Origin of the sequence: Saonia flava (assembly GCF_011927795.1) — a bacterium.
Lineage (GTDB): Bacteria > Bacteroidota > Bacteroidia > Flavobacteriales > Flavobacteriaceae > Saonia > Saonia flava.
The window spans coordinates 606,921-619,868 of sequence record NZ_JAATJJ010000002.1; the positions used below are offsets into that span (position 1 = coordinate 606,921).

Annotated in this window: 11 protein-coding genes; 3 read left to right on the top strand and 8 right to left on the bottom strand. The window is 35.5% G+C overall.

Annotation, left to right across the window (positions count from 1 at the left end; translation table 11 throughout):
- Nucleotides 1–4: 4 nt before the first annotated feature.
- The 6 genes from GGR42_RS14835 to GGR42_RS14860 all read right to left on the bottom strand — a co-directional run bounded on the left by GGR42_RS14835 (nucleotide 5) and on the right by GGR42_RS14860 (nucleotide 6,428).
- Nucleotides 5–1,000: an FAD:protein FMN transferase gene (locus tag GGR42_RS14835; RefSeq protein ID WP_317169698.1), complete on the bottom strand. Its 996-nt coding sequence runs from the start codon at nucleotides 998–1,000 to the stop codon at nucleotides 5–7.
- Nucleotides 997–1,431 (bottom strand): thioredoxin family protein, encoded by a 435-nt coding sequence (locus GGR42_RS14840; RefSeq protein WP_167965619.1) that lies wholly within the window; start codon nucleotides 1,429–1,431, stop codon nucleotides 997–999. Before GGR42_RS14840 ends, GGR42_RS14835 begins: the two co-directional genes overlap by 4 nt.
- 28 nt (nucleotides 1,432–1,459) lie before the next feature.
- Nucleotides 1,460–1,915 carry a Rieske 2Fe-2S domain-containing protein gene (locus tag GGR42_RS14845; RefSeq protein WP_167965630.1) on the bottom strand — a complete coding sequence of 152 codons (456 nt, stop codon included), beginning with the start codon at nucleotides 1,913–1,915 and terminating at the stop codon, nucleotides 1,460–1,462.
- A 51-nt stretch (nucleotides 1,916–1,966) separates the two neighbouring features.
- Nucleotides 1,967–3,145, bottom strand: a complete 1,179-nt coding sequence (locus GGR42_RS14850; protein WP_167965632.1) for an AIR synthase related protein — start codon at nucleotides 3,143–3,145, stop codon at nucleotides 1,967–1,969.
- Nucleotides 3,146–3,181: 36 nt separating this feature from the next.
- Nucleotides 3,182–4,168 carry a serine/threonine dehydratase gene (locus GGR42_RS14855; RefSeq protein ID WP_167965634.1) on the bottom strand — a complete coding sequence of 329 codons (987 nt, stop codon included), beginning with the start codon at nucleotides 4,166–4,168 and terminating at the stop codon, nucleotides 3,182–3,184.
- 73 nt (nucleotides 4,169–4,241) lie between these two features.
- The gene (locus GGR42_RS14860) at nucleotides 4,242–6,428 is read right to left on the bottom strand and encodes a glutamine synthetase III family protein (RefSeq protein WP_167965636.1); all 2,187 of its coding nucleotides are present in this window, start codon (nucleotides 6,426–6,428) and stop codon (nucleotides 4,242–4,244) included.
- A 218-nt stretch (nucleotides 6,429–6,646) separates the two neighbouring features.
- Here GGR42_RS14860 and GGR42_RS14865 point away from each other — a divergent pair, with 218 nt between their 5' ends.
- Nucleotides 6,647–7,669: a glutamine synthetase beta-grasp domain-containing protein gene (locus GGR42_RS14865; RefSeq protein WP_167965638.1), complete on the top strand. Its 1,023-nt coding sequence runs from the start codon at nucleotides 6,647–6,649 to the stop codon at nucleotides 7,667–7,669.
- A gap of 67 nt (nucleotides 7,670–7,736) precedes the next feature.
- Here the strand turns inward: GGR42_RS14865 and GGR42_RS14870 are convergent, their stop codons facing one another.
- Nucleotides 7,737–9,359: a carboxypeptidase-like regulatory domain-containing protein gene (locus GGR42_RS14870; RefSeq protein ID WP_167965640.1), complete on the bottom strand. Its 1,623-nt coding sequence runs from the start codon at nucleotides 9,357–9,359 to the stop codon at nucleotides 7,737–7,739.
- A 4-nt stretch (nucleotides 9,360–9,363) separates the two neighbouring features.
- Nucleotides 9,364–10,311 (bottom strand): calcium/sodium antiporter, encoded by a 948-nt coding sequence (locus tag GGR42_RS14875; protein ID WP_167965652.1) that lies wholly within the window; start codon nucleotides 10,309–10,311, stop codon nucleotides 9,364–9,366.
- 152 nt (nucleotides 10,312–10,463) lie between these two features.
- Here GGR42_RS14875 and GGR42_RS14880 point away from each other — a divergent pair, with 152 nt between their 5' ends.
- The gene (locus GGR42_RS14880) at nucleotides 10,464–10,823 is read left to right on the top strand and encodes a BlaI/MecI/CopY family transcriptional regulator (RefSeq protein ID WP_167965654.1); all 360 of its coding nucleotides are present in this window, start codon (nucleotides 10,464–10,466) and stop codon (nucleotides 10,821–10,823) included.
- A 12-nt stretch (nucleotides 10,824–10,835) separates the two neighbouring features.
- Nucleotides 10,836–12,557, top strand: a complete 1,722-nt coding sequence (locus GGR42_RS14885) for a M56 family metallopeptidase (protein ID WP_245201485.1) — start codon at nucleotides 10,836–10,838, stop codon at nucleotides 12,555–12,557.
- The last annotated feature ends 391 nt before the right edge of the window (nucleotides 12,558–12,948 follow it).

Sequence of the window (12,948 nt, forward strand, 5' to 3'; positions counted from 1 at the left end):
AAAATTACTCATTATTATTGAACATGATACCGTTGCTTTTGTGTATTTTGTTAAAACTATCCACAATAATCACTTCTGTCCCATTCAGTTGATTTATCATAGCAAGACCAGTGTTCTTTCCCATAATAAAAACAGCAGTCGCCATAGCATCACACAACTCGGCACTTTTGGAAAAAACGGAAACACTATTTATTCCAGATGAGGGATAACCCGTCCGCGGATCCAAAATATGGGAGTATTTCTTGCCATTGAACGTTACAAATTTTTCATAATTACCAGATGTTGCCACGGACGATTCTACTATAGGAAGCCATGAAAAAATCTTCTCTTTACTCAAGGGGTTGGCAATCCCAATCAGCCATTTTTCACCTGTAGCCTTTGTCCCCCATGTAGTTAAATCACCAGAAGCATTTATAATACCTGCCTTTACTTGTTTGGAAATAAGCAGTTCTTTGGCCCTGTCAGCTGCATAACCTTTGCCAATGGCACCAAAACCAATTCTCATTCCTTTTTCTTTTAAAAAAACAGTAGTATCCTCTTCATTTAAAATGATGTTATAATACCCAACCTTTTCAATGGACTTTGCCATTTCTTCTGGAGTTGGAAAATATTCCATAGAACCGTCAAACTTCCAAATTTGATCCATGGAAGCATAGGAAATATCAAAGGCCCCATCTGTTATTTTGGATATTTGTTTAGCACGTTCTATTAATTTAAACAATTCCAAACTAATCTTAACCGGTTTAATTCCAGCATTTTTGTTGATAAGCGATGTTTCTGATTCTTCATCCCATGAAGAAATCATCTTTTCTATTCTAGTTATTTCCGTCACCGCTTCATTGATATTGATGTAACCTATTTCTTCATCCAATACCACGACAGTAATATCAAACCTACTGCCCATAAGCTTCATGGTCTTGTGCACGGTTACATACTCCCTCTCCTGGGCATTAACGGTAACAAGGAAAAAAAGTAAGAATAGGGGAACCAGAATTTTCACTTTACAAACGAATTTATACGTGAAATATATTCTTTTGGAGAAAGATTTTCATAACCAAGTGTTCCAAGAACCCTGTTATTTTCATCCAAAACAACCACTAAAGGAAAATATCCTTTTGGATTATATTTTTCGGCCAACCCATTATTTAAGGTTTGCTTTTCTTTTGAAAGTCTGTTCACTTTCTTTTGCGGAAAATCTGCTCTGTAGAGCACATATTTGTCCAGAGCGTAGTTAGAAAATTCAATGGACTGCCATATCTCTCTATCCAACTTAATACAGGGAGCACACCAGTCTGATCCTGAAAAAACAAGTACTATGGGTTTATTTTCTTTTGTAGCCTGTAAAACAGCTGAATCATAACTTTCCTTCCAATCTTGTCCAAAAAGACAAAATGAAAAAAACAAGAGCAAAACTGTGGCAAGGCTTTTCACAATTTAAGATTTGGGGTTCAACTTTTTTTTACTCAAAAATCCTGAGCATACTTCCATTTAGCTCCGTATTAAAGATTTTAAGAGGGTTACTGGTGGTTTTAAGATTCAATGAAGTACCATCTTGTGCAAATCTCGACTGATGAGTTGTGCAATGGTACACGCCACCATCTTCCGTAATAAATCTAATTTCCTCCGTTCCTTGATGGCTACATATTTTACTTGCCGCAATTAATTCTCCAGATAGGTTTCTGGCTACAACAATATCCAGATAAGTAAAATCCGGATTTGATTTTATAGAAATGAACCCTCCATTGTTTGCCAAAGGAGCCGCTTCTGTTGATGTTAAATCAATGGTGAAGTCAACACCATCCGATACTGGAAATGTTTCAATTCCGTCATTCTTAGAACAACCATTTACACAAGGAAAAGTTAATGCAAATGCAGCTCCAGCACCTAAGGTCCTTAAAAAATCCTTTCTTTCCATAACATAAGATTTGTTTATAAAACAACGTATTATTTGGGGTAATCGTATGCTCTAATACTCAAAGGTTCCATATTCGCTTTCTATAGTAAGCATTTTTGTAGAACTTGCTTCTACCCTACCTACGATTTTTGCCTGAACATTAAAACTTTGCGCTATGGAAATCAAATCTTGTGCCACGCCTTCCTTTGCATAGATTTCCATGCGATGACCACAATTGAAAACTTGGTACATTTCTTTCCAATCCGTAGCTGATTGTTCTTGTATTAATTTAAATAATGGTGGAATTGAGAATAAATTATCTTTTATAACATGCAGATTATCAATGAAATGTAAAATTTTAGTTTGTGCGCCTCCGCTACAGTGAATCATTCCATGAATATCTTCTGATGTATATTTTTCCAATACTCTTTTAATTATAGGGGCGTAAGTCCTTGTTGGAGAAAGTACCAACTTACCCGCATTCAAAGGAGAATTGAGGACTTCATCCGTTAACTTTGTATTACCGGAATACACCAATTCTTCTGGAACAGCGGCATCAAAACTTTCGGGATATTTTTCGGCCAAATATTTTGAAAACACATCATGGCGAGCAGAGGTAAGTCCGTTACTTCCCATTCCACCATTATATTCCTTCTCGTAAGTAGCTTGCCCAAAAGATTCTAATCCTATTATAACATCACCCGCTTTAATATTGGCGTTATCAATTACATCTTTGCGTTTTATTCTTGCAGTAACCGTAGAATCCACAATAATTGTTCTAACCAAATCACCTACATCTGCAGTTTCTCCTCCTGTAGAGTGTATAGCAACCCCATGCTTCTTTAAATCTGAAATCAACTCTTCCGTACCATTGATAATGGCAGAGATTACCTCTCCAGGAATTAAGTTTTTGTTTCTGCCAATTGTAGATGAAAGCATTATATTGTCGGTAGCTCCCACACATAATAAATCATCCACATTCATGATAAGGGCATCCTGTGCTATTCCTTTCCAAACCGATATATCCCCGGTCTCCTTCCAATACATATAGGCCAAGGATGACTTTGTACCTGCTCCATCCGCGTGCATAATAAGACAATAATCATCATCATTGGTGAGATAATCCGGAACAATTTTACAGAATGCTTTTGGAAAAAGACCTTTATCTATATTCTTTATGGCATTGTGCACATCTTCTTTTGATGCAGAAACGCCACGTTGGGCATATCGTTTACTAGAGTCTAAGGACATGTATTTTGTTTTGGCAAAAATACTGTTTTGTAAGGATTATAAAACAGGTTGTTGGGTTAGAAAATCCTTTTTCCAAATTTTTTCTGTGGTAACCTGGTCCACATTACCCCCTGAGATGACCATTAATACTTTTTGTTTTGTTTTTTTAGTTTTCAACCATCTGCGTATGGCCTCCATAGACATTGCGCTCGTGGGCTCTATACGGCATTTGAGCAAGTGGGTCAACCACTGTGTCCAATACAGTAAATACTCTTCTTCTATTTCATAGAAACCATCCAATTGCTGTAGATACTTGAACGTAATTTCTCCTGTTGCCATGGTCATGGCTCCATCTGCCAATGTATCTGGCACATCTGGCAATCTCTGTATAGTTCCTTTTCTCAACGATTCTGCTACATCATTGGCATTTAAGGGTTCAACTCCAAAAAATTCGGTCTTTGAAGACAGCCCTCTTGTCGCTATTAAAGAACCCGATGTTAACCCACCTCCACCACATGGTGTAAAAACAGCATCCACATTTTCCAATTCCCTAAGTGCTTCATAAACAGCGGTACCTTGTCCACAAATAACTTGTTCATGGTTGAAAGGAGGGATCCAATAGGTCCCTTTTTCACCGGCAGCTTCCCGTACTTTTTCGTCGGTGATATCTCGAGTGGCACTCAATACCACCTCCGCTCCGTAGGACCTTGTAGCCTGAATCTTGACTTTTGATGAGTATTCCGGCATATAAATGGTTGCTGGGATTCCAAATTGTCTTGCAGCATAAGCAACTGCTTGAGCATGATTTCCAGAGCTATTGGCCACGATTTTTGCCGGAGTCAAGCTATTTTCAATTAGCCATGATACGGTATTAATGCCACCCCGAGCCTTAAAGGCACCTATTTTTTGAAAATTTTCTGCCTTAAAAAAAATATCGTGTCCCAACCACTGATTAAGAAGTGAAGATGTTAAAATAGGAGTAGTGTTTATATAAGGGGCAATCCGCTCTTTAGCATTTTTTATATCGGACAAATTTAAACTCATAACATTACAGTTTGTAGCAAAAACAAGAAGGTCGAAATTTCATTCTCTGTAAACAATTTTACGACCTTTATTTTTACTTAATATACAACAACTCCCTGTATTTGGTCAATGGCCATAATTGATTGTCCACCAATTTTTCCAATCTATCGGAATGATTTCTAATTTCATCAAAATAAGGCTTAACATCATTACAATAAACCTGCGCCTTTTTGTTTAAATCGGACAATTTATTGGCTTTTTTTCTTGCCTCTGTCATATCATCGGTTTTCTTTTTAATGGCATTTACATGCTCCCCAATGCTTTCAATGATATTGAGTTGCCCCTCAACCAGTTTTTTATATGCTGCGCCATATATTTCTTTAAGTCCCTTCACATTTTTCATCAATTCATTTTGATATGCAATAGCAGCAGGTATAATGTAATTATATACCAATTCGTTAAAAACCCTTCCCTCTATTTGGACATGAAAACTGTACGCTTCCAATTCTACTTCCTGTCTAGCTTTAACCTCGACTTCACTCATTACCCTCATGGTTCTAAACAAATCCAAGCTTTCTTTGGAAGTAAGTATTTTTAGAGCTTCTGGTGTAGTTCTGTTATTACTGAGCTTTCTACGTTTTGCTTCTTTCTCCCATTCTTCACTATACCCATCACCATCAAACCTAATTCTTTTGGAGGTTTTTATATACTCCCTCAACACATTAAAAACAGCCTCATCTTTCTTAAGATTTTTCTTTTCAATCAGCGCATCGGCTTCCTTTTTAAAAGCAATCAGTTGTTTTGCAACAATTGTATTTAATACTGTCATGGGTTTGGCGCAATTAGTTTTGGAACCCACCCCCCGCATTTCAAACTTATTTCCCGTAAAAGCAAAGGGAGATGTCCTATTCCTATCTGTATTGTCCAATAATATTTCTGGGATTTTACCAACAACGTTCAATTTAAGTTCTGTTTTCTCTTCGGGTGATAGTTTCCCTTGTGAAACCCCTTCCAATTCATCCAAAACCTCACTTAATTGTGTTCCAATAAAAACTGATAAAATTGCTGGAGGCGCCTCATTCGCACCCAATCTATGGTCATTACTGGCTGAAGCAATAGAAGAACGCAACAACTCTTCATAGGTATCAACCGCTTTAATGGTATTTATGAAAAAGGTAAGAAAACGTAAATTTTTCATGGGCGTGGACCCTGGGCTCAAAAGATTTACACCCGTATCCGTGGCCAATGACCAGTTATTGTGCTTTCCAGAACCATTGACGCCAGCAAATGGCTTTTCATGAAAAAGTACTTTAAAACTATGCTTATCGGCAACCTTGTCCATAACATCCATAAGTAATAAATTATGGTCCACGGCCAAATTGGCTTCTTCAAAAACAGGGGCGAGTTCAAACTGGTTGGGTGCTACTTCATTATGACGAGTTTTTACCGGAATGCCCAATTTTGTACATTCCTTTTCCAAATCGCTCATAAAACTAAGAACCCTACTAGGTATTACTCCAAAATAATGATCGTCTAACTGCTGGTCCTTTGCAGCAGAATGGCCTACAAGGGTTCTCCCGGTCATAATAATATCTGGTCGCGAGTGTGCAAAGGCCTTATCAATTAAAAAATACTCTTGTTCCCATCCTAATGTAGCGGTAACCTTTGATACATTTTTATCAAAATATTTAGCTACAGCGGTAGCAGCTTCATCTACTGCATTAAGAGCTCTCAATAAGGGCGCCTTGTTGTCCAATGCCTCACCGGTATAGGAAACAAAAATTGTAGGTATACACAAGGTGGTACCATAGATGAACGCTGGCGATGTGGGGTCCCATGCCGTATACCCCCTTGCCTCAAACGTATTGCGAATACCTCCACTTGGAAAGCTGGAAGCATCTGGTTCCTGTTGGACCAATTGTCCGCCACCAAACTTTTCCAATGCCTTCCCATCCGGAAGAAGATCAAAAAAAGCATCATGCTTTTCGGCAGTAGATCCCGTAAGGGGTTGAAACCAATGTGTATAATGTGTTGCACCCATGGATATTGCCCAACCTTTCATGGCCTCGGCAACTTGGTCTGCTATTTTTCTATCTATTTTCGAGCCCGAAAAAATGGCGTCCTTTACCTTATCATAGGCCTCTTTAGTAAGATATTGAAGCATTTTATCATCATTGAAAACATTTGTTCCAAATAGCTCCGAACGCCTCCCAAACTCTTCAATTTCTATTTTTTTTCTATTATGGCTTTCTGCAATTGCATCAAATCTTAATTTGGACATAAGCTTCTCTCATTAAAGTTTGGTCAAAATTAGCAAATTAATAATATATCTTCTTAAAAATACTTTTATGGCAAAATACCCCAAAGTATTTAGGGGTGTATCAAAATAATTAAAAATGTTATGTATTTAACCCCCTAAAGATTAGTATAATACTGAAAAAAAATTATTTTTGTGTATATTCAATAATTATTAGAAGATTAAATTAACTACCAAAAATTATGGCGAAAATTAAGTTAGAATATTTGTGGTTGGATGGTTATTTTCCAACTCAAAATTTAAGAAGTAAAACAAAAGTTGAGGATCATGACGATTTTAAAGGAACTCTTGAAGAGCTGGGAATGTGGTCTTTTGATGGATCTTCAACTAGACAAGCAGAAGGTGGATCTTCTGATTGTTTATTAAAACCAGTTGCTATTTACCCAGATCCTGCACGTATTAATGGATACTTGGTTATGACCGAAGTATTAAATGCTGATGGTACGCCACATGTTTCCAATGGAAGGGCAACAATCGATGATGATGACAATGATTTCTGGTTTGGTTTTGAGCAAGAATATTTCATTATGGATACGGCTACACAATTACCTTTAGGTTTCCCTGTTGGTGGTTACCCTGGTCCACAAGGTATGTACTACTGTTCTGTTGGTGGCAGAAATACTTGGGGTAGAGATTTAGTTGAAGAGCACGCAAATCAATGCATTGATGCCGGACTTAATTTTGAAGGTATTAACCAAGAAGTTGCTGCTGGACAATGGGAATTTCAATTATTTGCCAAAGGTGCAAAAAAAGCAGGTGATGAAATTTGGGTTGCCAGATACTTATTACAAAGATTGACTGAGGATTATGGTTATTATATTGAATACCATCCAAAACCTCTTGGAAAAGATATGGATTGGAACGGTTCTGGTATGCACGCCAACTTCTCTAACACTACGTTAAGAACATGTGGGTCCAAAGAAACTTACGAAGCTATCTGTGAGGCTTTCCGTCCTGTAGTTAAAGAACATATTGAGGTTTATGGTGAATTTAACGACCAACGTTTAACTGGTTTACACGAAACAGCTTCAATAAATGATTTCTCTTATGGTATATCCGATAGAGGTGCATCTATTCGTATTCCAATCATTACAGTTGAAAAAGGCTGGAAAGGATGGTTAGAAGATAGACGACCAGCTTCTAATGGTGATCCATATAAAATTGCTGGAAGAATTATTAAAACTGTTAAATCTGCAAAGGTTTAGATATAAAAACAGTACAATTAGTTGTTGACGTAAAAACCGTTCTTAGAATATCTAGGGATGGTTTTTTTTAGTCTTTTGTTGTTTGCAATGGCGTATTCATCCAAAATTTCCGTTTCCGTTCATCAGGGTATATAGGCTGTCTAGAACTAAATAGCGGCAAATCTGTTTTCATAAAAGAAGCCTCCTCATTTGGCATCCCAGAAATTTCAGTTACTACTTCCTGCACGAAAAACTCACGATATTGCTGAAGGTTTTCATTACTACTTTTATCTAAGATATTTCCTAAAGAATCCTGGATTCCGTTAAACCCATACTTGAATTTTGAAATTCTCAAACTATCGGTTTCAGTAAATAATTCCTCATAAGAACTTTGGAATTTTTTAACCGACCTATCTGGATAGACCCAAAACCGTAAGCTATCATTTTCAAATTTCACATTTTTTATTGGCAATTGTTCTTCTTTATACAGAAGTGTAAAATTCTTGTTTTTGATTTTTTCCAAATCCCTGGGAGGCCTGTTCAAAGTTATTTTGAAGCATTCATCATCCAAATCAATTACAAACTTGGTAGCCTTAAAACTAGGCGGTCTTTTAAAAATAAACTTATTTCGGAAAGAAATATAGTTTAGAAACATTTTTTGGTCTTTATCTGGCCTATACTCAGTAATGATTTGGTATACCAAACCATTATCTTCACTATTTTTCAAATTCTTATTGTCAGCACCACTATTATCAGAAGAGGTTCCCATTAATTCTTGAATAAAGAGGGAATAATCTAGCCTATGAATGGCAAAATTGTTCATGTTCACAAATATTTTTCCCTTTGCCACATAACCATTTTTGTGATACCTAATAGAGATTTCATAAACAGGCTGATCATTATATACAGTATTTTTTACTATTTTAAATTTATGGTTATTGATAAATTCTGTTTCCATATTATGGATAAATGAAAACGATTTGTCCTTATTGTTCCTTATTGCATCATGAATAATTAAAGTAAAGAATTCATTACCTCCAGAATTAAACATAGTTGCACTGGGAATAATCTTGCTTTGAGAATCATAATCATAAGGTTTTGCCAAAAGTGAATCTACTTCAAAATCTTCATTTTTAACATTGGAATAAAGCAAAAAATCCGAGGCAAAATTATTTTTAGTTTGAAAACCCAAATCTCTCACTTCAATAATGGCCTCATTGAGATTTACATATTCCCTATTCTTATCTTGGTAATCCCTATAATATCCTATTAGACCAAATGCCTTCAAAGGATAATTTTTAGAGATACTGCTCACCGCGTATTTAACGATTTGGGATGCAGAAGGCCTTCTCTTTTTATTTCCTTTTACTACTGTCTCGTTAAGTTGGAAAATATTTGGAGACATTTTGACTAAATTAATATCAAATGGAGAAAGTGTCTTTAAGGGAAGTTCCATTTTATTATACCCCATACTATTAAGTAGCAGAGTGTCCTTATTGGACCAAAAGTCCATTGGCAAAAGAAAACCACCATCTTCGTTGGTAATTACCCCCACAGTAGTGCCCTTAATTCTAATAGTTGCAAAGACTACAGGCTCACCTGTTTGTTCATCCAATAATTTACCGCGAAGCAAATCAGTTTCTTGAGCTTGGCCTTCTATTATAAAAAATATAGATGCTAAGAGTAAAACACTAAGCTTTGAAAAACACATTGTTCTAATGATTATAGCCAATAGTAAAATATATAAATATTGCATAAATAGCCACAAGAATTATACCATCTCTCCATCCCAATCTAAGTCCTTTGGGAATAAAAACTAATGGAAGAACTAAAAAAGACACCCCTAACATCCAAAAAATATCATTGGTAAGTAATCCTTGATCCATAACTTTAATAGGTGTTATTATAGAAGTAATACCCAATACGGCAAGGATATTAAAAATATTGGAACCTATTAAATTTCCCAGAGAAATGGCTTTTTCCTTTTTAATAACAGCAATTATGGATGCCGCAAGCTCTGGTATGCTAGTCCCTACAGATACAACCGTTACTGCAATAATACGTTCACTGACCCCAAAAGTTTTGGCCAAACCAACTGCTCCATTTATCAATAATTCCGAACCTCCCCATAGAGCCACTCCACCTATGCCCAAAAACAACATAATTTTCCACAAGGGCAAGGGCTCGTCATCTTCTGGAAGCTCATCAACCACAGCCGTTTTTTGAAAACGAAGTAAGTAAACCAAAAAGGCAAAGAGCATTACAAGCATAATTATGCCCTCATATTGCTGTAATTCTCCATCAAAATAAAGGAATCCAAAAAACAACATGGAAGCCAACATCATAACCGGCCAGTCCGTTGTATAAAAACTCTTATTTACATCTATACTACTTAAAATGACCGTGATACCCAATACCAATCCTAAATTAGCAATATTGGAACCCACTACATTTCCCAAAGCCAAATCTGGGAAACCATCTAGAGCAGACTTTATACTTACTATAAGTTCTGGGGCAGAGGTGGCAAAAGAAACCACTGTCATCCCTATAACAATTTTTGGGATATTCAGCTTTAAGGATAGGGCAACTGCAGCTTTTAAAAGCCAATTTCCACCAGCAATTAGCAAAACAAGTCCTAGAACAATATATAATGTATGTAGCATGATTTAAACTTTGGACAAATATAAATGAAGATTTCAATAGTAAGGAAATTGATATCATCTATATAATTCCACTATCAAAATAGTTAAATAACTACTAAAATAGTTGTTTAACTATAAAAATAGTAATAGGTTTGAACCAAACTAATTCTCAGATGCAAAAACTAACAAACAAGGAAGAGGAAATAATGAAAATTTTGTGGAGACTGCAAAAGGCCTTTGTAAAAGAAATTTTATCTGAAATCGAGGAAGAGAAACCACATTACAATACCTTATCAACCATAGTCCGTAATCTAGAGGATAAAAAATATGTTGGGCATGAGGCCTTTGGGAACACTCACAGATATTTTCCCATTGTTACCAAGGAAGCCTACAGGAAAAAGTATATTAACTCTACCATTTCCGATTATTATGACAATTCCTATAAAAGTTTGGTATCCTTTTTTGCCAAGGAGGAAAAAATTTCTGTGGAAGAGTTGAAAGATATTATTGATTTAATTGAGAAAAAAAAGTAAATGGAGGCACTTATGGAATATTTATTAAAAGCATCTGGAGTACTATTGATTTTCTTTATAATCTATCAACTGCTTCTAAAAAAAGAAACCTTTTTTTCCGGTAATAGACATTTTTTATTGGCGGGGATTTTATCATCCTTTATTTTCCCCATTGTATATGTAACCCGATATGTTGAATTTAGTTCCAACACATTCTATTCTGATATTGTTTCTACGAAGAATCCAGTTATGACCTCTACCCCCATTCTTACTGGTATAGATTGGTCCCAACTTTTGTTTATTATTTACTGTGTTGGCGCAGGCTTACTTGCCTTTCGGTTAATAATTCAACTATTTTCGTTACGTAAGCTCATAACCCAAAATACAAAAAGAAAAGAAGATGGTTTTGTGTTTGTGGAAACTACTAGGGAAATCACCCCTTTTTCATTCTTTAACTATATAGTTTATAATCCAACTTTATATAGTGCATCCGAACTGGATGCCATTATCCAGCATGAGAAAGCCCATAGTTCCCAATGGCATTCCATAGATATTTTATTGACCCATATTACAACCATCATTTTCTGGATTAATCCCATAATATGGTTGTATAAAAAAAGTATTCAGCAAAACCTGGAATTTTTGGCAGATGCATATGCCACACAGGATATGTCCTCTATAAAAACATACCAGTATGCCCTTGTTAAAGGGTCTGGCACTCAATTTTGTACATCAATCACAAATAATTTTTATAATTCATTAATCAAAAAACGAATAGTCATGTTACACAAATCAAAATCTAACAACAAAAATTTATGGAAATACACCTTAATAGCACCTATGTTGGTGGCTTTTGTATTTACATTTAATATAAAGGTAGTAGCACAAAGTGAGAAGGAAATTGTAGAGTATGTCAAAAAAACAGAGCTTATTATCACTAAAGACACTTCTGATGAAAAATTAGAAGGCATGAAAAAAGATTTAGCAGAAGGTGATATCGACTTCTCCTATACCGTCGTTCATAATGACAACCAGGAAATCATTGGAATAACTATCCAAGTAAGTTCTAAAACCAATAATGGTTCTTTTAATACTGATGGGGAAACACCCATTAAACCCATAAAGATTACTATTGACAATGACCAAATCTCTATTGGTAATGCAAATACGACATTTGGAGGCAAGAGTTTTAATTTCACCATTCATGAAGATGAAGACGTACACGAGGATATTGATGTGCATGTAGATGGGGAACACGAAATTATCATTAAGGGCCACAGCAGTTCAACAGATGACGGTATGGTCTGGGTGCATTCCTCGGATAGCAAACATCAAACAGTAGAGATTAAGGAAATAGATGGTAAAGAGGTCATAAAGGTCAATGGAAAGGTTGTAAGTAGGGAGGATTATGAAAAAATGAAGGATGACGGTAAAATGCACAACAAACTTGTTAAGGTAAAAAAGAAGAAAGGAAAAAAAGGTAACAATGTTTTCATTATTAAGGATTCCGATGACAACCATGATATTGAAGTAGTGGGTGATGATGACAGCGACTTTTTCTTTATAGATCATGATGGCGAAGGAGAGCCGCTTTACATTGTTGACGGAAAAGAAGTTAGTAAAAAGGAATTTAAAAAACTCTCAAAAAAAGATATTGCGACCATAGATGTAAGTAAAGGTGATGCTGCACACGAAAAATATGGCAAGAAAGCAAAAAATGGAGTTGTAGAAATTATCACCAAGAAGAAAAAATAACCAAAAACTAACTCAATTTTGAATTAGCGACCGACCCATTTAAGGGTCGGTTTTTTTGTTTCAAAAAATGAAAATGCCAAAAAAGAGCATTTTAACAATGAAATCTCCCTAGGTTTTTAAAAAAGTGCAAAAAAGGCCCTTCAATTATTACAATACGAAATATAGGTGATACTTAAAGTTTAAATTCATAACTCACAATTAGCAATATTAAAAAATATTGAAGCCATATTTGTTTTTTTTGTTTCAAATTTATATTCAATTACATTAAATCCTTCATAACTATTTGTCAGTGTGGTTGCAAAATATATATCTTCAGATTTCAAATTTCAAATTAGTAGTAAGAATCACATATTTATTAACCCAAAAACCAATCAATTATGTTTACACTTGT

Coding starts and splice junctions, on each gene's coding strand:
- GGR42_RS14845 (WP_167965630.1), bottom strand. CDS start 1,915: ATGGAAAGAAAGGATTTTTTAAGGACCTTAGGTGCTGGAGCTGCATTT.
- GGR42_RS14850 (WP_167965632.1), bottom strand. CDS start 3,145: ATGTCCTTAGACTCTAGTAAACGATATGCCCAACGTGGCGTTTCTGCA.
- GGR42_RS14855 (WP_167965634.1), bottom strand. CDS start 4,168: ATGAGTTTAAATTTGTCCGATATAAAAAATGCTAAAGAGCGGATTGCC.
- GGR42_RS14860 (WP_167965636.1), bottom strand. CDS start 6,428: ATGTCCAAATTAAGATTTGATGCAATTGCAGAAAGCCATAATAGAAAA.
- GGR42_RS14865 (WP_167965638.1), top strand. CDS start 6,647: ATGGCGAAAATTAAGTTAGAATATTTGTGGTTGGATGGTTATTTTCCA.
- GGR42_RS14870 (WP_167965640.1), bottom strand. CDS start 9,359: ATGTGTTTTTCAAAGCTTAGTGTTTTACTCTTAGCATCTATATTTTTT.
- GGR42_RS14875 (WP_167965652.1), bottom strand. CDS start 10,311: ATGCTACATACATTATATATTGTTCTAGGACTTGTTTTGCTAATTGCT.
- GGR42_RS14880 (WP_167965654.1), top strand. CDS start 10,464: ATGCAAAAACTAACAAACAAGGAAGAGGAAATAATGAAAATTTTGTGG.
- GGR42_RS14885 (WP_245201485.1), top strand. CDS start 10,836: ATGGAATATTTATTAAAAGCATCTGGAGTACTATTGATTTTCTTTATA.